The organism is Allobosea sp. FW305-C-101, from assembly GCF_058783685.1.
Window position 1 is genome coordinate 265,327 of the sequence record NZ_JBYSYT010000001.1, and the last position, 19,052, is coordinate 284,378.

General features: G+C 65.5%; 20 protein-coding genes. 7 read left to right on the plus strand and 13 right to left on the minus strand.

Translation table 11 applies throughout. The annotated features are described in order from the left end of the window. Nucleotides 1-9: 9 nt before the first annotated feature. The 3 genes from AC3WMA_RS01260 to AC3WMA_RS01270 form a co-directional block, all read right to left on the minus strand. Complete coding sequence (locus AC3WMA_RS01260; RefSeq protein ID WP_492283602.1) at nt 10-1,206, minus strand: amino acid ABC transporter permease; 1,197 nt, start codon at nt 1,204-1,206, stop codon at nt 10-12. A gap of 370 nt (nt 1,207-1,576) precedes the next feature. Continuing rightward, a complete protein-coding gene (locus AC3WMA_RS01265; protein ID WP_492283603.1) occupies nt 1,577-2,617 on the minus strand; it encodes an amino acid ABC transporter substrate-binding protein in 1,041 nt (346 codons plus the stop codon). Between the two features lie 146 nt (nt 2,618-2,763). After that, entirely contained in the window at nt 2,764-3,786 is a 1,023-nt protein-coding gene (locus tag AC3WMA_RS01270) for an amino acid ABC transporter substrate-binding protein (RefSeq protein ID WP_492283604.1), read from the minus strand. Between the two features lie 265 nt (nt 3,787-4,051). Between AC3WMA_RS01270 and metC the strand changes: the two genes are divergently transcribed. Beyond that, entirely contained in the window at nt 4,052-5,242 is a 1,191-nt protein-coding gene (gene metC / locus AC3WMA_RS01275) for a cystathionine beta-lyase (protein ID WP_492283605.1), read from the plus strand. Nucleotides 5,243-5,426: 184 nt separating this feature from the next. On the opposite strand, the gene ppx is transcribed toward metC, so the two are convergent. From ppx to AC3WMA_RS01305, 6 genes are all read right to left on the minus strand, one after another. Continuing rightward, nucleotides 5,427-6,953, minus strand: a complete 1,527-nt coding sequence (ppx, locus tag AC3WMA_RS01280) for an exopolyphosphatase (RefSeq protein WP_492283606.1) — start codon at nt 6,951-6,953, stop codon at nt 5,427-5,429. After that, nucleotides 6,937-9,132, minus strand: coding sequence for an RNA degradosome polyphosphate kinase (locus tag AC3WMA_RS01285; protein WP_492283607.1), 2,196 nt, complete (start codon nt 9,130-9,132; stop codon nt 6,937-6,939). The genes ppx and AC3WMA_RS01285 overlap by 17 nt, the downstream gene beginning before the upstream one ends. A gap of 121 nt (nt 9,133-9,253) precedes the next feature. After that, nucleotides 9,254-9,952, minus strand: coding sequence for a P-loop NTPase family protein (locus tag AC3WMA_RS01290; protein WP_492283608.1), 699 nt, complete (start codon nt 9,950-9,952; stop codon nt 9,254-9,256). Between the two features lie 7 nt (nt 9,953-9,959). Beyond that, nucleotides 9,960-11,069 (minus strand): AI-2E family transporter, encoded by a 1,110-nt coding sequence (locus AC3WMA_RS01295; RefSeq protein WP_492283609.1) that lies wholly within the window; start codon nt 11,067-11,069, stop codon nt 9,960-9,962. Nucleotides 11,070-11,264: 195 nt separating this feature from the next. Then, a complete protein-coding gene (locus AC3WMA_RS01300; RefSeq protein WP_492283610.1) occupies nt 11,265-11,795 on the minus strand; it encodes a CDP-alcohol phosphatidyltransferase family protein in 531 nt (176 codons plus the stop codon). 40 nt (nt 11,796-11,835) lie between these two features. Beyond that, nucleotides 11,836-12,501 carry a helix-turn-helix domain-containing protein gene (locus tag AC3WMA_RS01305; RefSeq protein WP_492283611.1) on the minus strand — a complete coding sequence of 222 codons (666 nt, stop codon included), beginning with the start codon at nt 12,499-12,501 and terminating at the stop codon, nt 11,836-11,838. A gap of 109 nt (nt 12,502-12,610) precedes the next feature. Between AC3WMA_RS01305 and purM the strand changes: the two genes are divergently transcribed. Continuing rightward, the gene (purM, locus tag AC3WMA_RS01310; protein WP_492283612.1) at nt 12,611-13,684 is read left to right on the plus strand and encodes a phosphoribosylformylglycinamidine cyclo-ligase; all 1,074 of its coding nucleotides are present in this window, start codon (nt 12,611-12,613) and stop codon (nt 13,682-13,684) included. Beyond that, complete coding sequence (gene purN / locus AC3WMA_RS01315; RefSeq protein ID WP_492283613.1) at nt 13,681-14,304, plus strand: phosphoribosylglycinamide formyltransferase; 624 nt, start codon at nt 13,681-13,683, stop codon at nt 14,302-14,304. Before purM ends, purN begins: the two co-directional genes overlap by 4 nt. On the opposite strand, the gene AC3WMA_RS01320 is transcribed toward purN, so the two are convergent. Together AC3WMA_RS01320 and AC3WMA_RS01325 are read right to left on the minus strand one after the other, a co-directional pair. After that, complete coding sequence (locus AC3WMA_RS01320; protein ID WP_492283614.1) at nt 14,301-15,056, minus strand: helix-turn-helix transcriptional regulator; 756 nt, start codon at nt 15,054-15,056, stop codon at nt 14,301-14,303. The two genes, purN and AC3WMA_RS01320, sit on opposite strands and share 4 nt — an antisense overlap. A 187-nt stretch (nt 15,057-15,243) precedes the next feature. Next, a complete protein-coding gene (locus tag AC3WMA_RS01325; RefSeq protein WP_492283615.1) occupies nt 15,244-15,606 on the minus strand; it encodes a hypothetical protein in 363 nt (120 codons plus the stop codon). Nucleotides 15,607-15,976: 370 nt separating this feature from the next. Here AC3WMA_RS01325 and AC3WMA_RS01330 point away from each other — a divergent pair, with 370 nt between their 5' ends. Then, entirely contained in the window at nt 15,977-16,144 is a 168-nt protein-coding gene (locus AC3WMA_RS01330) for a hypothetical protein (protein WP_492283616.1), read from the plus strand. A gap of 125 nt (nt 16,145-16,269) precedes the next feature. Further along, nucleotides 16,270-17,112 (plus strand): MipA/OmpV family protein, encoded by an 843-nt coding sequence (locus AC3WMA_RS01335; RefSeq protein ID WP_492283617.1) that lies wholly within the window; start codon nt 16,270-16,272, stop codon nt 17,110-17,112. Nucleotides 17,113-17,222: 110 nt separating this feature from the next. Here the strand turns inward: AC3WMA_RS01335 and ndk are convergent, their stop codons facing one another. Continuing rightward, nucleotides 17,223-17,645: a nucleoside-diphosphate kinase gene (gene ndk / locus AC3WMA_RS01340; protein WP_257731749.1), complete on the minus strand. Its 423-nt coding sequence runs from the start codon at nt 17,643-17,645 to the stop codon at nt 17,223-17,225. A 164-nt stretch (nt 17,646-17,809) separates the two neighbouring features. Between ndk and AC3WMA_RS01345 the strand changes: the two genes are divergently transcribed. Next, nucleotides 17,810-17,944, plus strand: a complete 135-nt coding sequence (locus AC3WMA_RS01345) for a hypothetical protein (RefSeq protein ID WP_492283618.1) — start codon at nt 17,810-17,812, stop codon at nt 17,942-17,944. A gap of 43 nt (nt 17,945-17,987) precedes the next feature. Here AC3WMA_RS01345 and AC3WMA_RS01350 read toward each other — a convergent pair whose 3' ends face one another. Continuing rightward, nucleotides 17,988-18,257: a hypothetical protein gene (locus AC3WMA_RS01350; RefSeq protein ID WP_336813213.1), complete on the minus strand. Its 270-nt coding sequence runs from the start codon at nt 18,255-18,257 to the stop codon at nt 17,988-17,990. A gap of 354 nt (nt 18,258-18,611) precedes the next feature. On the opposite strand from AC3WMA_RS01350, the gene AC3WMA_RS01355 reads away from it, so the two are divergent. Continuing rightward, entirely contained in the window at nt 18,612-18,998 is a 387-nt protein-coding gene (locus tag AC3WMA_RS01355) for a DUF2147 domain-containing protein (protein WP_492283619.1), read from the plus strand. Nucleotides 18,999-19,052 lie beyond the last annotated feature (54 nt).

Below are 19,052 nucleotides of genomic sequence, written 5' to 3' on the forward strand. Positions count from 1 at the left end.
GCGCAGCCCTCACCGTTCCACCAGCGCCATGCGCTTGTTGTAGATGTTCATGAAGAGCGACGTCACCAGCGAGATCGTCAGATAGACCGCCATCGTGATCGCCACGACCTCGACCGCCTGGCCGGTCTGGTTCAGCACCGTGCCGGTGAAGACCTGGACGAGATCGGGATAGCCGATCGCAACCGCCAGCGACGAGTTCTTGGTCAGGTTGAGGTAGTTGGAGGTCAGCGGCGGAATGATCACCCGCATCGCCTGCGGGATCACGACGAGCTTCAATGTCGGCCCGCTGCGCAGGCCGAGCGCATGGGCCGCCTCGCTCTGCCCCTTCGAGACCGCGAGGATGCCGGCGCGCACGACCTCGGCGATGAAGCCGGCCGTATAGGTCGTCAGGCCGATCAGCAGCGCCACGAATTCCGGGAAAATCTGGATGCCGCCGCGCAGGTTGAAGCCGGCGAGTTCGGGATAGATGAAGGAAACCGGCCGGCCCGTCACGAAATAGACGAGCAGAGGCAGGACCACGATCAGCGCAACCGCGACCCAGCCGACCGGATACTGCCGGCCAGTCGCCGCCTGCTGCTTGCGAGCCCAGTAACGGAAAACGAAGGTGGCGACGAGGCCGATCAGGAACGCCCAGACGATCAGGTTACCGCCAGGCCCGAGCTGCGGATCGGGAAGGTAGAGGCCGCGGTTATTGAGCAGGGCGCCGGTCGGCAGCTTGATCGAATCGCGCGGGTTCGGCAGCGGCTTCAGCACCGCGTTGTACCAGAAGAAGAGCTGGAGCAGCAGCGGGATGTTGCGGATGACCTCGACATAGATCATCGCGAGCTTCGAGATGACCCAGTTGTTCGACAACCGGGCGACGCCGACGAAGAAGCCGAGGAAGGTCGCCAGGATGATGCCGAGCCCGGCAACCAGCAGCGTGTTCAAGAGGCCGACGATAAAGGCGTCGCCATAGGTCGAGCCGCCCGAGGCGGAGAACGGGATCAGCTTCTGGTTGATGTCGAAGCCGGCGGCGTTGTGCCAGAAGCCGAAGCCTGAGGCGATCTTCTGCGCGCGCAGGTTCTCGATCGCGTTCGAGGCCGCCGACCAGATCAGGAAGACGACGACCGCTACCAGAGCAATCTGATAGACATAGCCCCGGATCTTCGGGTCGTAGAATAACGACGCCTTGCCGGGTGATACCTGTTCGCTGGGAATGCTCGACACCTGTCACGCCCTTTTTTGCTTCGCTTGTCGTGGCCGGCGATCCTGCGGCGGTGCGGTTGCGCCGTGGTCGTGTTGTTGTCCGTGCCACTGTTCTGGTCTTGCGAGCTGCGCCCGGCCGAAAAGCCGCGCGCCCCTCTTTCAGCCCCCGGTTCCGGTCCGCGCCATGCGCTGTGACAGGTATCCGACGCCGGCAGCCGCCGACGCAAAGATGATCTTCATGCGGTTCCCCTGTTCGGAGCGGGTTTGTCCCGCCCTCGGCTTGCCAGCAAGTCCCGGGCCAAGCAGCCCGAACCTTGCCTCGTTTGCTTCGTCTCGCGCAGGGCCTAGCGGCCCTGTTTCATTTTTCGCGCCGGGTTTCGCCCGGCTTCATTCAACGGATCGGGGGAGCGTATTGCAGGCCGCCCCGAGTCCACAGTGCATTCTGGCCACGTTCGATCCTCAGAGGCGAGTCCCGACCGAGGTTTCTCTCGAAAGATTCACCATAATTGCCGACATGATGCACAATGCGATAGGCCCAATCGCGATCGAGGCCCAACGCCTCGCCGAAATCGCCCTCGATTCCGAGCAGACGCCGGACGTCCGGCCGCTCCGAGGATCGCATCGCCTCGACATTGCTCTGGCCGACACCAAACTCCTCGGCATTCACCATGGCGAAGAGCGTCCATTTGACCAGATCGAACCATTGGTCGTCGCCATGGCGCACGGCAGGGCCGAGCGGTTCCTTCGAGATCGTCTCCGGCAGGATGATGTGCTCCTGCGGCGCCGCCAGCTTCATCCGCTGGATGGCGAGCCCGGCCCGGTCATAGGCATAGGCGTCGCAGCGGCCGCTGGCATAGGCATCGACAGTCTCGTCGCTGCCCTTGAAGGTGACGATCTCGTATTTCAGGCCGTGGCTACGGAAGAAATCGGCGACGTTGAGCTCGGTCGTGGTGCCCTGTTCGGCACAGACGGAGGCGCCCGCGAGCTGCAAGGCCGAGTTCAGGCCCAGCCTGGCGCGGACCATGAAGCCCTCGCCGCCGTAGAAATTGATGCCGGTGAAGTTGAGGCCGAGCGCGGTGTCGCGCGCCATCGACCAGGTCGAGGTCCGCGAGAGAAGATCGACATCGCCGGTCTGAAGCGCCGTGAAACGGTCCTTCGACAATAGCGGAACGAACTGCACCTTCTCGGGATCGTCGAAGATCGCGGCCGCGACCGCCCGGCAGAGATCGACATCGAAGCCGGTCCAGCGCCCCTGCCTGTCGGGGATCGAGAAGCCGGCCAGCGAGGGGGCCACGCCGCAGACGACAGCCCCGCGATGCCTCACCTGCTCCAGCAAGCCGCCTTCCGGGGCAGCCCAGCCGCGATCCGGCGCGAGGCTCGCCAGGGCGGCGAAGGCCATCGCGAAGAGGGGCGGCATCCTTGCTTTTCCCATGGCGGAACAGGCCCTGGACGACAGCAGCGACGGCACCGTGCGGCAATCGAACACTCAGAATCCGCGCTCCGTCGGCTGAAGCCGTCGAAAGGCGCGTACGCGAAATGGAAACGGGGCGCCGGTCAAACCGGCGCCCCGCAAACCTCTTAGCGAACCGGCGGGGCGTATTGCAGGCCGCCCTTGGTCCAGAGGCCGTTCTGGCCGCGGGCGATCTTGAGCAGCGAGCCCTGGCCGACGTTACGCTCGAAGGATTCGCCGTAGTTGCCGACATGCTTGACGATGCGGACGACCCAGTCCGCGGTCAGGCCGACCTGCTCGCCGAACTTGCCTTCGGTACCGAGCAGACGCTTGATCTCCGGGTTGTCGGACTTCAGCTGCTGCTCGACATTCGCCTGGGTGACGCCGAGTTCCTCGGCATTCAGCATGGCGAAATGGGTCCACTTGATCAGGTTGAACCACTGCGGATCGTTATTGCGGACGGAGGGGCCGAGCGGCTCCTTCGAGATGATCTCGGGCAGAACGAGATGCTCGTCGGGGTTCGCCAGCTTCAGGCGCTCGGCATAGAGGCCAGAGGCGTCGGTGGTGAAGGCGTCGCAGCGGCCGGCGTCATAGGCCTTGACCGTCTCGTCCGAGGTCGCGAAAGCGACGACTTCGTACTTGAGGTTGTTGGCGCGGAAGTAGTCGGCGAGGTTGAGCTCGGTCGTGGTGCCCTGCTGGGTGCAGACCGAGGCGCCGTTGAGCTGCAGCGCCGAATTCACGCCGAGCTTCTTGCGGACCAGGAAGCCCTGGCCGTCATAGTAGTTCACGCCGGTGAAGAGCAGGCCGAGCGAGGCGTCGCGCGTCATCGTCCAGGTCGAGTTGCGGACGAGAACGTCCACTTCGCCCGACTGGAGCGCCGTGAAGCGGTCCTTGGCCGAAAGCGGGATGAACTTCACCTTGTTGGGGTCGTTGAAGATCGTCGCCGAGATAGCGCGGCAAAGATCGACGTCGAGGCCCTTCCAGTTGCCCTGCGCGTCCGGCACGCCGAAGCCGGCGAGGCCGGTGTTCGAGCCGCAATTCAGGATACCGCGCTGCTTCACCTGCGCGAGCGTGGCCTGGGCCGAGGCCCCGGTCGCGGAAACCGCCATGCCGATCCCTGCTGCGAGGGCGGCTGCAACAAACTTTTTCATCGGTACTCTCCCGTTGGAACCCCTTGTCCGGCTGATGCCGGAAGACATTTCTGGTCCCGCCGCCGGCGGCATTTTCACCGCTCGGTTCGTCGTGCTTTCGCGCGGCGTCCCCATATCCTCGAGTCGATTGCCAGAGCGACTCATGAGCGTCAAGCAACCGCCATACGCATGAGCCGCCCCTTGTTCCCTGCATATATCACATGCGAGTTTGTGGGGAGTGGTCAAGCCTGACCATGATCTTCCCAATTTCTGGCCGTGCCGTTCCATGAAAAAGCTGACTTCGCCTGAATTTGCGCGCCTCGGCGAGCGCACGCGCCTGGCTCTCGCGGGTCGCGACCCCACCGACAGCTACGGCTTTGTCAATCCGCCTATCGTACGAGGCTCGACGGTCGTTTATCCGAACACCGAAGACTTCCTCGTGCGCAAAGCACGCTACACCTACGGCACGGACGGCAACCCGACGATCGACGCCCTGATCGCCGCCGCCAACACGATCGAGGGTGGCGCCGGTGTGGTCGTGACGCCTTCGGGGCTGATGGCCTGCACCCTCGCCTTCCTGACCCTGCTATCGTCCGGTGATCACGTTCTGGTGACGGACAGCGTCTACAGGCCGACGCGGATCTTCTGCGACACCTTCCTGAAGCGGATGGGCGTCGAGGTGACCTATTACGATCCGCTGGTCGGCAGCGACATCGCGAAGCTGTTCAAGCCGAACACCAGGGCCGTCTGGACCGAGGCGCCGGGCTCGCAGACCTTCGAGATGCAGGACATCCCGGCGATCGTCGCCGCGGCCCGCGAGCGCGACATTCTCGTCGCGCTGGACAATACCTGGGCGACGCCGCTGTTCTTCGACGCCCATGCCTTCGGCGTCGATCTCTCGGTGCAGGCCGGCACCAAGTATTACGCTGCCCATTCGGACGTGCTGATCGGCACCGTCTCTGCCCGCACGCCGGAGCTCTACAAGAAGCTGCGCGCCGCCTGGGGCCAGCTCGGCCTCATCGTCGCGCCTGAAGACGCGTTCCTGACCCTGCGCGGCATGCGCACGATGGCGATCCGCCTGAAGGAGCAGATGCCGGCCGGCATCGCCATGGCCGAATGGCTGCAGGGACGGCCCGAGGTCGCCCGCGTGCTGCACCCCGCCCTGCCGGGCGCGCCGGGCCACGAGATCTGGAAGCGCGACTTCACCGGCGCCTCCTCACTCTTCACCTTCGAACTGAAGCCGGTCTCGATGAAGGCCGTCGGCGCGATGCTGGACGGGCTCGCCCTGTTCGGGATCGGCGCTTCGTGGGGCGGCTACGAGAGCCTCGTCCTGCCCTTCGACTGCAAGGACTACCGCACGGCGACGAAGCCGGATTTCAAGGGACCGACGATCCGCATCCATATCGGGCTTGAGGACCTCGATGACCTCAAGGCCGACCTCGACGCCGGTTTTGCCCGGCTGCGCGCAGTGGGGTGAGTCAGCGCGCCCTTTGTCATTCCGGGGGCTTCGCAAAGCGAAGACCCCGGAACCCGCGACCGGGTGAGCCGCACCCAACCAAACACCTGATGTTCCGCCCAGTCGTGGGTTCCGGGTTCGCGCCTGTGGCGCCCCCCGGAATGACGAGGGTGCTGCACAGCCTTTGCGCGCGGTCGCCAGTGCCTCAGAGCTTGCCGATCTCGAAATCGCGGCCGAGCAGCTTCGCCAGCTGCTTGAGCCGCCCTTCGACACGCTCGCTCGCCAGCGCCGCGAGGTCGTCGGGGAAGCGCAGGAGCAGGCGATTGTCGACGCAGGATGCCGGAATGCGCGGCAGGATGCCGGACATGCCGGCCGAGAGCAGATAGGCGACGCGGAAGATCGCCGCGATCAACATGGCCCGCGCGAGAATCGCCGGCGGCAACAGCGTCTTCAGCCCGGCCGCGGCCGGCGAACTCGCCTTCATGCCGGCATAACGGTGGAAGATCGCCAAGGCCAGGAAAGCCCGGCCGACATGGTCGAGACCGGTGAAATAGGCGTGGGCGATGACGTTCATGCTCTGCTCGCCGCGATAATCGGGATGAGCACGCCAGCCGATATCGGAGAGCAGGCAGACGGTCTCGATCATCCGGCCGGACGGCTCGTCCTGCGGCAGGCCGGCCGTCTCCAGGATGCCGCGCGTCCAACTGATCAGCTCGGCTGCATGGCGCGGGTCCCGGGCGCGCAGCAGGTTGTAGTCGCGCGCGGCCTGCATCAGCGGGTCGGCGCTCTGCTCCTCCGGCGAAAGCTGCTCATGCAGCAGGCCTTCGCGCACGCCCTGCGCCGAGATGATGATCTCGCGCGGCCGGCCGCGCTTGATCAACTCGTCGAGCACCAGCGCGCCATAGGCCAGGAGCGGCCGGCGAGCGGAGGACACGGAATCGATCGCGTCGAGCACCGAGACATCGGCTCGCTCGACCAGCTTGACGAAATCGGCGACGTCGCGCGTCGGCACGGAGTAACCGTGCATCACGTTGAGCGGATAGGCCGCGCGATGCTGGTGGAGCGTGGCGAGCGCGCGCCAGGTGCCGCCGACGGCGTAGAAGTCGCGGCCCTTCATGGCGGCGAGCTGCGGCAGCTTGTCGAGCTCGTCCTTGACGATCTTCTCGGCCGCCCTGAGCGAGCCCTTCGAGCGATCGAGCAGGGCGAGGCCACCGAGCGGGACACTGGCGCCCTGCCCCACAGCGCCGTCCTTGACGGAGATCAGCTCCAGGCTGCCGCCGCCGAGGTCGCCGACGACGCCGTCTGGATTGTCGAAGCCCGAGATGACGCCGAGGCCCGAGAGCACGGCCTCGCGCCCGCCCGAGATCAGCTCGATCGGCTGGCCGATCGCCGCCTCGGCGCGCGCGATGAATTCCGGGCCGTTGCTGGCATAGCGCGCGGCGGCGGTGGCGATGACGCGGATCTCGCCGACATGCATGGCCTCGCAGAGGATGCGGAAGCGCACCAGTGCATTGATCGCCTTCGCGATGGCATCGTCGGCGAGACGGCCGGTCGACGCGACCTGCCGGCCGAGGCCCGCCATCTCCTTCTCGTTGAAGACCTGCGAGGGAGCGCGCGCCAGCATCTCGTAAACGACGAGACGGACCGAGTTCGAGCCGATATCGACGATGGCGATGGTATGGGACAGCGCAAGCCGCCCCGGCGCATGCCGGAGCTCAGGCTTTACGTCCACCTCGACGCGAGAGGGAACGGGGACTTGAATTGGAGAGCGATTTTCCACGTCCGGACAGACTCGGGTTCGTCATGAAGTACTTATGCGCGTTGAACGGCTCGTCGTTCGGCGCGGGGACAATGCGGCGAGAGCCGCCATCGGGCAATATCGTCCAGCTCTGCTCGTTGTCGAGCAGGTTGGCCAACATGATCTGATCCAGCAACTGCTGATGCACAGTCGGGTTCAGGATCGGGGTCAACGCCTCAACACGGCGGTCGAGATTGCGCGGCATCAGATCAGCCGAGGAAATGTAGATCTTGGCCTTGGGCGACGGCATGCCGTGGCCAGCGCCGAAGGCATAGACGCGGGTGTGCTCGAGGAAGCGGCCGATGATCGACTTGACCCGGATATTCTCCGAGAGCCCGGGCACGCCGGGCCGCAGGCAGCAGATGCCGCGCACGACGAAGTCAATCTCGACGCCGGCCTGGCTGGCATCATAGAGCGCGTCGATGATCTCGGGATCGACGAGCGAATTGCACTTGCCCCAGATCGCGCCCTTGCGGCCGGCTTTCACATGCGCGACCTCCTCGGCGATGTCGTCGAGCAGGCGCTGCTTGAGGCTCGTCGGCGAGACGGCCATGCGCTCCAGCCCGGCGGGCTCGGCATAGCCGGTGATGAAGTTGAAGACGCGGGCGACATCCTGCGACAGCACGGGATCGGCGGTGAAGAAGGAGACGTCGGTATAGATGCGCGCCGTGATCGGGTGGTAATTGCCGGTCGCGATATGGCAGTAGCTGACGAGCTGACCGGCCTCGCGTCGCACCACCAATGACAGCTTGGCGTGGGTCTTGAGCTCGATGAAGCCGTAGACAACCTGGACGCCGGCGCGCTCCATCTCCTTGGCCCAGCGGATATTCGCTTCCTCGTCGAAGCGGGCCTTGAGCTCGACCAGCGCGGTGACCGACTTGCCGGCTTCAGCCGCTTCGGTCAGCGCCTTGACGATCGGGGAGTTCGCCGAGGTGCGATAGAGCGTCTGCTTGATCGCGACGACATTGGGATCGCGCGCCGCCTGCTGCAGGAACTGCACGACGACGTCGAAGCTCTCATAGGGGTGATGGACGAGCAGGTCCTTCTGGCGGATCGCGGCGAAGCAGTCGCCGCCATGCTCGCGGATGCGCTCAGGGAAGCGGGCGTTATAGGGCTTGAACTTGAGGTCAGGGCGGTCGACGCCGACGAGCTGCGAGAGCTCGTTCAGGCCGATCATGCCATTGACCTCGACGACCTCGTCGCTGTCGACCTTGAGCTCGCGCACGATCATCCGGCGCAGATGGTCGGGCATGCCGGTCGAGAGTTCGAGCCGGATGACGACGCCGAGACGGCGTTGCTTCAGCATGGTCTCGAAGACGCGGACGAGATCCTCGGCCTCCTCCTCGATGTCGAGATCGGAGTCGCGGATGATGCGGAAGGAGCCGGCGCCCTTCACCTCGTAACCGGGGAAGAGCTTGCTGATGAAGAGCGAGACGGCGTCGTCGAGCGCGATGAAGCGGTGCAGCCCCTCGCGCGCCAGGTCCGGCAACTCGATGAAGCGATCGATCTTGGTGGGCACGCGGATCAGCGCGTCGAGCTGGCGCCCGTCATGCTTGCGCTCCAGCGCCAAGGCGATGGTGAAGCCGAGATTGGGAATGAAGGGGAAGGGATGGGCCGGGTCGATCGCCAACGGCGTCAGCACCGGGAAGATGTAGTTGAGGAAGTAATCCTCCAGCCAGATCCGGTCCTGCGCGCCGATATCGCCCGGCTGCAGAAGGTGGATGCGGTGGCCGTGCAGTTCGTTGCGCAGCTCGACCCAGCGCGCCTGCTGGTCGGCGGTCAGCGCCGCGACCGCCTCGCCGATGGCGACGAGCTGGCCAGCCGGGGTCAGTCCGTCCTGACTGCGGGTGACGACGCCGGCCTTGAGCTGCTCGCGCAGGCCGGAGACGCGGACCATGAAGAATTCGTCGAGGTTGTTCGCGGAGATCGAGAGGAAGCGCAGCTGCTCCAGCAGCGGATGGCTGCGATTCGAGGCCTCCTCCATGACGCGGCGGTTGAACTGGAGCCAGGACAGCTCGCGGTTCATGAAGCGCTCCGGCTGATGGCGCAGGGGCGCAGCATCAGCCTCGCTGGAGAGCTTCTCCGGCTCGTCGATCACGGTGTCGAGGGTCATGCGCTTCACTCGCGTCCTGGTCGTCTTTCCGCTCATGCTGCCGTTGAAGCCATTCTAGTGCGACGGTTCGATGACAAGCGACATGATTTGAAGCATGGGGCTTGCGCAGAGATGGCCAGGTTCAACCCGGCTCCTCCGGAAACAGTTCCGCCAGCGCCTCCTGCACCAGCGGGCGCGTCACGCGCCGGCCACGTTCGAGCGCGAGCCGGTCGAGCCGGTCGACCACCTGCCGTGCGGCGGCGAAGGAGCGCTCCATCCGCATGGCCAGAGTGTCGATCACGGCGATGTCGACGACGAGCTGACGGTCGATGAAGAGCTTGACCAGCAATGCCCGCAGCAACCCGTCATCCGGCGGCTCGATCGTCGCGGCCGGTGCTAGGCGGAGGCGCGAGAGAAGGTCCGGCACGCTCAGGCCCCAAAGATCTGGCGCACTTCGCGCCGTCAGCAACAGGAAGCCACCACGCGCCTTGATCGCGTTCATCAGGTGGAACAGGGCGTGCTCGTCGAGGGCGCCCGCATTGCAGTCCTCGATCACCAATGCGCCACCCGAGACGAGATGCGGCACCTGCGCCTCGCTCAATTCCTTGGCGGGAATCGTCCAGGCGTGGGAGGTCCGCGCCCAGATCGCGGCGAGATGGGTCTTGCCGGCACCTTCCGGGCCGGTCAGGCGCAGCCAGGCCTCGGGCCAGGCCGGCCAGCGCTCGATCAGACCGTAAGCCGCTTCATTGGAAGCGCCGACGAGGAAATCCTCGACGCCGTGGCGACTATCGACCGGCAGGTCGAAGGCGAGCTGGCGCGGACGCGGGGGAATGTCGGACATGGACAACTCAGGCGTCGGTGCCGATGCGCGCCTTCGCAGCCGCTGCGCGAGTGGCGTCGCCACCGTGATAGAGATTGCTGGCGAGGTATTGCCTCAGCGCGAAGCGGCAGAGCACGCCGATGACGGCCGCCAAAGGCACCGCCAGCAGCAGGCCGACGAAGCCGAACAGCGAGCCGAAGGCGAGCAGCGCGAACATCAGCCAGACCGGGTGAACGCCGATGGAGTCGCCGACGAACTTGGGCTGGAAGATGTTCCCTTCGAGGAACTGCCCAGCAAAGAAGACACCGAGCGTCGCCAGCGGCCAGGTCCAGTCCGGCCAGAACTGCACCGTCGCGACGCCGACCGAGAGCACGAGCCCGGTCAGCGAGCCGACATAGGGGATGAAGGACAGGAAGCCCGAGATGATGCCGATCAGCGCGCCGAAATTGACGCCGATGACGCTGAGCCCGATCGCGTAGAAGCCGCCGAGCAGCACGCAGACCAGCGCCTGCCCGCGCAGGAAACCGGCGATCGCCATGTCCATCTCGTGCAGCAGGCCGCGGATGGTGTCGCGATGGTCGAGCGGCAGCCAGCTATCGACGGTCGCGACCATGCGGTCCCAGTCGACCAGCAGGTAGAAGGCGATGACCGGGGTCAGCACCAGCAACGAGAACACGCCGACGATGGCCGTGCCGCCGCTCCAGAGCGATTGCAGCAATCCGCCGACCCATTTCACGCCGTCGCCGACAAGGTTGCCGAGCGAGCTCTGCGCATCCTTGGTCAGTTCGGAGGCGCCAAAGCGTTCGAGCCAGGGCGTACCCTTCTCCAGCACCAGCGCCTGAAGCTTGGCGGCATCGCCCGGCAGGCGCGCGACGAGGCCAGCAAGTTGCTGGCCGAGCAGCGGCGCCAGCAGCACCAGCGCCAGCACGAAGATGAGAAGGAAGACGACGAGGATGACGATCGTCGCCACCATCCGGCTCATGCCCATGCGCTCCAGCCTGTCGGCGAGCGGATCGAGCAGATAGGCGAGCGCCAGCGCCGCGATGAAGGGCAGCAGCACGTCGCGCAGCACCACCAGGAACAGGACGAAGACGAGAAGGGAGCCGACCCAGAAACCGATCTGGCGTTGCAACGTCATCGATCAGCCTCTCTCGTATCTTGCGGCTGGAGCAATTCCACAATTCTTCGAACCGCGCCATTGCTCCAGGTCTTTGCTTTAACGCATTTTCTTCACGCGAACCGGTGTCCACTTCGCTCGAAAATGCTCTAGCGTGACCTGTCAGATGTGCATCGTGGCCCGCAGTTCCAAGCCGTTCGGCCGGATCAAGCCCCGTCAACCTGCCATGTGGCGCAGCCAGAAGCCGAGATAGGCCGTCATCGAGGCGACCGTCAACAGAGCGACGAGGAGTTCACAGGCTAGCGCGAACGAGCCGAGCTCGATGCCGAAGGCGCGGGAGCCGAGCGCCAAAGCGGCAAAGGCGATCTGGGCGGCAGTATTGAGCTTGCTGACGACGATGGGCGCGATCGTCAGCGGCTTGTCGAGCAGCCAGGACAGGATCACTGCTGCCACGATCATCAGGTCGCGCGCCACGACGAGCACCACGAGCCAGACCGGGATCGCTCCGACGACGGCGAGCGTGATGTAGATCGAGACGATCAGCGCCTTATCGGCTACGGGATCGAGCCATGCTCCCAGCTCGCTCGCCATGCCGCAACGCTTGGCGAGGAAGCCGTCGACCGCGTCGGAGATGCCGGCCACGACGAAGAGGATGAAGGCCGCATCCCAGTTCGCACTGATGATCATGACGATGACCAGCGGCACCAGAAACAGGCGGCCGATGGTGATCAGGTTGGGGATCGTCATGGCGGGTAGCCTTGCTCGTCGCGGATCGGCTTACGGGCAGCTATGCCACCTTCAACGCACGCAGGGCGGCTTCTGGCTCCTTGGCCACGATGGTGAGCAGCGCCCGCGCCGCCGGATCGGGAAGCGTTCGCCCCTGCTCCCAATTGCGCAGTGTCGGCAACGGAATGCGGAGCGCTGCTGCGAACTGCTCCTGCGTCATCCCGAGTTGCCTACGGACGACCTGAACCGGCAAGACAGGGGCATAATCGGCAGCTTCGTCGTCCGGCCTCAGACCGTCCTCTTCCGCGTGCAGCAGTATCTCGTTTTCGGTGGTCGCAGCCATTCGCGCGCGGTCTATCGCCGGCCGGGCAGCCTTGATGTCCGCTAGCGACTTGCGAATGCTTGCCATAGCGCGCGTTCCTTCCGGTTGGCGAGACGGGCCGAGATGATCCGGCGGACAGGCGGCCGATCCGTGTAGACCACCACCAGAACGAAACCCTCGACCTCGCCGATGGCCTGGATGCGACGCTCTCCATTCCGTGCGGAGATCCGGCGCCTCCAGCGTCGGGCCTTCGAAGATCAGGGCGGCGAAGTCGAAGCCGAACCCACGCCCCACACGGTTGGCCTCGGATTTCGCGTCGTCCCACTCGAATTCCATTGACGGCAGGCTACGCTTCAAGCGCAGTCCGGTCAATGAGCCGCAACCGCATTCGAGGCGGGCGGCCATCGGTCTCAGTCGCTCATGCGACCGAATACCCTGCAAAACCACCCAAACGCCTTGCCAGCGCGGGCGTGCTTGCCTATCGCTCGCGCGAGCAGAAGGAAGGCGAAACGCGATGAGCAAGCCCGGCGCAAACGGACTGACCTATGCGCAGGCAGGTGTCGATATCGACGCCGGCAATGCCATGGTCGACGAGATCAAGCCGCTGGTGCGCGCGACGCGCCGGCCGGGCGCGGACGCCGAGATCGGCGGGTTCGGCGGATTGTTCGACCTCAAGGCCGCCGGCTTCAACGATCCCATCCTGGTCGCGGCCAATGACGGCGTCGGCACCAAGGTGAAGATCGCCATCGAGAGCGGGCTGCATTCGACGATCGGCATCGACCTCGTCGCGATGTGCGTCAACGACCTGATCGTGCAGGGCGCCGAGCCGCTGCTCTTCCTCGACTATTACGCGACCGGCAAGCTCGATCCTAAGGTCGGTGTCGAGATCGTGCGCGGCATCGCCGATGGCTGCCGCCAGGCCGGCTGCGCGCTGATCGGCGGCGAGACCGCCGAGATGCCGGGCATGTATGCTGAAAAGGACTACGACCTTGCCGGCTTCGCCGTCGGTGCAGCCGAACGCGGCACGCTGCTGCCGCGCGAGGATCTGAAGCCCGGCGACGTGGTGTTCGGCCTGCCCTCCTCCGGGGTGCATTCGAACGGCTATTCGCTCGTCCGCCGCATCGTCGCGCTCAGCGGCCTCGGCTGGGCGGCGCCCGCTCCCTTCGCCCCCGAGAAAAGCCTTGCCGAAGCACTGCTGGAGCCGACCCGCATCTATGTGAAGCCGCTCCTGCAGGCTCTGAAGGCGACCGACGGCATCAAGGCGCTGGCGCATATCACCGGCGGCGGCTTCCCCGACAATATTCCGCGCGTGCTGCCCGAGGGGCTCGGCGTCGCGCTCGACCTGCCCGCGATTCCGGTTCCGGCCGTGTTCGGCTGGCTTGCCAAGGTCGGCGGAGTCGCCGAGCGCGAGATGCTGCGCACCTTCAACTGCGGCATCGGCATGATCGTCGCGGCCGAGGCCAGCAAGGCGGATGAGGTTCTCGCCGCTTTGAAGGCCGCAGGCGAAGCGCCGGTGAAGCTCGGCGAGATCGTGCCGGTCGCGGCCGGCGGGGAGCAGGTCAGCTATCGCGGCAAGCTCTCGCTGTGAGCACCGGCCTTCCCCGCAAGCGCGTCGGGGTGCTGATCTCCGGGCGCGGCTCCAACATGGTCTCGCTGGCGGAAGCGGCGCAGGCGCCGGGCTATCCAGCCGAAATCGCGCTGGTCATCTCGAATATCCCCGATGTCGCCGGGCTCGACCGCGCGCGCGATTTCGGCATCGCCACCGCGACGGTCGATCACCGTTCCTTCGGCAAGGACCGCGAAGCCTTCGAGCGCGCGGTCGATGAAGTGTTGCGGGTGAACCAGATCGAGCTCATCGTGCTCGCCGGCTTCATGCGCATCCTGACGCCCTGGTTCGTGGCGCGTTGGGAAGGGCGGATGATCAATATCCACCCCTCGCTGCTGCCCCTGTTCAAGGGCACGCACACCCATCGGCAGGCGCTGGAAGCCCGCGTCACCGAGCATGGCTGCTCGGCGCATTTCGTCGTGCCGGAGCTCGATGCCGGGCCGGTGATCCTGCAAGCCAAGGTGCCGGTCCTACCGGGCGACGACGAGGAGACGCTGGCGAAGCGCGTGCTCGTCGAGGAGCACAAGCTCTATCCGGCGGCGCTGGCAGAGGTCGCCTCCGGCCGCGTGAAGCTCGAAGGCGGCGCGGTCATCCGCAGTTAAGCCGCGACGCCTTCGGCGCTTGCCGGCATTCCGCCACCCTCGCGCTTGCAGCGTTCCCACTCCTCCTTCGCGCGCTCCTCCTCCTTCTGCCAGCGGCGGAAGAGATCGGCGCGGCGGGCGGGATAGCGCTCCTCCAGCGCGACGAGGCCCGTCAGGCGGTCGGTGCGGAAATGGCGGAAGGCCTGCCGCAGCTCGCACCAGGCGATGACGATGCGCACGCGCTCGTAGAAGGTCATGCCGATCGGCCAGATCATCCGCTGCGTCGCATGGCCGCTCTCGTCGCTATACTGGATCGAGAGCTTGCGGCCGTTGCGGATGGCGGCGCGCACGGCCGCGACATCGACCTGATCGGCCGGCATGTCGCCCGGATGGGACGCCGCGAACAAGGCGCCGTCGAGCAGGATGGGCCGCAGATGCGGCGGCAGCACCGCCGCGACCTTGCTGACCACATCCTCGGCAGCACGCGCCAGCACCGGGTCGGCCCGCTCGCTCAGCCAGCGCATGCCGACCAGCACGGCCTCGATCTCGTCGGGCGAGAGCATCAGCGGCGGCAGGTCGAAACCGGCATCGAGGACATAGCCGATGCCGGCCTCGCCGCGCACAGGCACGCCCTGGCGTACCAGCGCACCGATATCGCGATAGACCGTGCGCACGGAGACATCGAGCTCGGAGGCCAGCGTCTCGGCGGTCACGGGGCGCCTGCGACGACGCAGGCTCTGAATCATGTCGAGCAATCGTTCAGCGCGCTGCACGGCGGCGTCTCCCCACTCGTATCCCCGGTCCAACAGCCACGCCGTTCGATCGCGGGGATCGAACGGATCACGATGTGGACCTGCGGCAGAATGGCTCAGCCGCGCTGACAGCTTCTGTCAGCAGTCTGTCAGCAGCAAGGCGCACTTGTCGAGAAGCACGCGCAGTCTCCTCGACTCGCCTGTCAGCTCAGAACGGGCGCTTCAGCTTGCACTGATCGATGAACTGCAGGCCCTTCTGGCGGGCCGAGTCATTGAAATAGCCGGTGTCGCGGAAAGCCTGGATCTCGTCCTTGGTCATCGCGGCGACCGTGCCCTTGGCATAGCAGCTGCACGGGGTGTGGACAGCCTCGCGCGTCGTGCCCATGAGCTGCGACTGCGTGACCAGGCAGGCGTCGAAGGCGCGCAGCTGGATCATGTAGGGGGTGAGATTCTTCGCGGTCGGGTCCGGCGGCGGCAGGGTCGTCGAGCTGCTTGCGGCATAGGCCGAAACGCTCGCCAGAATCGACAATCCACCGGCCAGAACGACCGCACCCATCCGCCGCATCTTCATGATTCCGCCTGCCCTTCGAGAACGGAGCGCAGCGAAGACCACGATGCCGAGCTCGTGCTTCGGCATGGCCATAGAGCGGGCCGCAGGTCAAGAGGCCGGCAGCGTCCAGCCAGCCGATTTCATGGGCACTGCTTCAGCGGGGGCACGCTAGGCGGACAAGTCGCCCGGTGCCAGCCGGCGCGCAAGGCACTCCCCTCCCACGCAAGCCGTATAGCAGCACCCATTTGGGGGTTGCCGCGGCGGCAGGCGAACCCGTCAATGCCGCAAGCCAGGGGACGGGGCGGCGTGGCCGCGGCGACCAGCCTCGCTCCAACGATCCACCGCAGCGTCCAGCGTCGCTGCGGCTGCCAGACTGTCACGGTACGAAGCGATGGACGATCTCGAACGGCAGCCACCGGTTTCCGAACCGCCGCGCGCCAAGGAGAAAGACGGCAACAAGGCTCTCGGCCTGCTGCTCATGGGCGGAATCACTGTGACGATGGCGGCCTGGATCGTTTTCCTGGGTTGGGCGGCCTGGTCGCTCCTGGGCGGGGACTAGAGGCGGCCGACCTGCGCAGGATCCCTTAAAATAACGAAATGGGAACCTTAACCGCGCATTAAATCTCGTTCGCCAGATTGCAGGCATCGCCTATCGGAGACGCCAAAGCGTCGGAGTTCTGGATTATGCGTTGCGTTGCGTATCTGGCCGGTCTTTCGACCTGCCTTGCCCTGTCGCTGCCTGGCCATGCCCAGGCACAGTCGCGGGACTACTCGACCCTGACCTCGCCCCAGTCGGCGCAGAACTGGTACATCACGCTGGGTGCCGGCGTGCGCTATCAGCCTGACTATACCGGCTCGGACGATTACGTTTTCCGCGCCCGCCCGATCATCTCGCTCGGCCGCGGCCTGAAGAGCACCTGGTGGAGCGCCGAGGACGACGCGATGCTCAGCATCGGCGTCTTCTCCGGCCAGGGCTGGCGCATCGGCTTCTCGGGCGACCTGCTCTGGAAGCGCTCGGCCAAGGTCAACCCGGCCCTCGTCGCGGTGCCTGCCACCAAATTCGGCGCCGAGCTCGGCGGCTTCGCCGAGTTCTATCCGACCTCCTGGCTGCGCGGCCGCGTCGACCTGCGCCGCGGCATCGCTGCGCATGACGGCGTCGTCGCCGACTTCAAGCTCGATGCCTTCTCGACCATCGGCCAGTGGACGCTCGGCATCGGCCCGCGCATGCGGATCACCTCCGCCGACTATGTCCGCACCTATTTCGGCACGAGCGGCGCCATGCCCGGAACGGGCGGCCTGCTGCAGCGCTTCAATACCGGCATCCACACCTATGGTGCTCTGGCGCAGGTTACCTATCACTGGTCGGACCAGCTCAAGACCACGGCCTATGTCGAGTACAAGCGCCTCGTCGGCGACGCCACGCGCTCCCCGATCGTCAGGCCGTTCGGCTCGCGCGATTCGTTCACCTTCGGCCTGTCGGCGAGCTACTCGTTCGATACGGGATCGAGCTACTCCTTCGGGCTCTGACGACCAGCCCCGTCGAGGCGAGGCCCGGCCTCGCCTCGATATGCGCGCCGCAAAAGAAAAGGCGGGCCGGATACCGGCCCGCCTTTTTGCTTTTCAGCAAGTGGCTGGGATCAGCCGACGATCTCGTTGCCCGAGAAGAACTGGGCGATCTCGATCGCAGCCGTCTCCGGAGCGTCCGAGCCGTGCACGGTGTTCTCGCCGACCGAGAGGGCGAAGAGCTTGCGGACGGTGCCCTCGGCAGCGTTGGCCGGGTTGGTGGCGCCCATCACTTCACGGTACTTGGCGATGGCGTCCTCGCCTTCCAGAACCTGCACGACGACCGGGCCGGAGGTCATGAACTCGACGAGCTCGCCGAAGAACGGACGAGCCGAGTGGACGGCGTAGAAGGTCTCGGCCTGGGCCTTGGTCATCTGGATGCGCTTCTGCGCGACGATGCGCAGGCCAGCCTTCTCGATGACCGCGTTGACCGCGCCGGTGAGATTGCGCTTCGTCGCATCGGGCTTGAGAATGGAGAAGGTACGCTGGACAGCCATCGATCGATCCTTGGAAAGGGTACGGAAAAAGGAAATGCGGCGCGCTTATAGCTGCCGCCTTCGTACCCTACAAGGCTCCCTAGCCGCGCCGCCATGCCAGGAATCCATGAGCCGGCAGATCAAATCCATGCTAGGATGAGGCGTTGACGACAAGGAGCCGCTCCATGGTGCTCATTGCTCTCGCCTTCGCCAGCTGCCTGACGCTGCTGTGTCAGATCCTGTTCGTAACGTCGGAATCCATCACCAGGGACCGCAGGGGCAACCAGCCCCCGCCCTCTGGCGGCATCGCGGCGTTCTGAACGGCGCAGCAGGCGCCATTTTCGAGACTGCCGAACGTGGCGCTCAGTGCCGCGTTAGGAAAGCGCGGGCCTCGCGCAGCGCCGAAGCGATCTCGTCGCGGTTCATCTCGAGCGCCAGTTCCTGGCGATGCGCCGCGGCGCGGGCGCAGCCACGGGCGAAGGCGACGTTGAACCACATCTGCGCCTTGACCAGATCGACGGCGCCGGCACGCCCCGAGGCGTGCATCAGGCCGAGCTCATAATAGGCTTCCGCCGACACCTCCGCCGGGATCACCAGCGAAGCGGGAACAGCGCTCATCTCCATGCGTGCCATGACAAACCACCCTCTTGTCGTTGTGCCGGCCACCCGTCCAAAGGCCCCGGCTGATGAATGCGAGAGTGGGCTCGATCCATAAAATGCGTCCTAAATTTCGCGATGAATCGAGTCTCAACGAGACGTCATCAAGGGGTTAAATCAACGAAGGATTCATCTCCGAATCCTGAAAAGACGAGCGATTTCAATACACTGACCCAACGCCACATCCGTGCCCATTGAGAATGGATTCACCTTGCGCAGCGGAAGCAGCGGAAACCTCTTCCGTAGCGGCAGCTTGGAGGCCGGCGAATTTCGCGATATGGTTCACATCTGAACCATGCAGTCATAGCTGGTCGAACACGGGAGGATCGGATGCATCACGGAATCGGATCGAAGCTTGCGGCCTTTGCTGCGCTCGGGCTGCTGGCGAGCGTCTCGACTGCTGCGGCGCAGGAAGTCGTCGGCACCTGGGAGCGTGATACGGGCGCCTCGCGTGTGCGCTTCACCAAATGCGGCGACGCACTCTGCGGCTCGCTGTCCTGGCTCAAGGACGAGAAAGGCCCGGCCAAGGTCGGCCAGCGCATCTTCTACGACATGAAGCCGAACGGCGCGAACAAGTGGAGCGGCAGCGCCTTCAACCCGGAGGACGGCAAGACCTATTTGGGCACGATGTCGCTCTCGGGCAATACGCTGACCACGGCCGGCTGCGTCATGGGCGGGATGATCTGCCGCTCGGTGAAGTGGAACCGGTCGAACTGACGTTTTGCCGCCATCGGCGGAGAACCGTCATCCTCGGGCGAAGCGAAGCGCAGA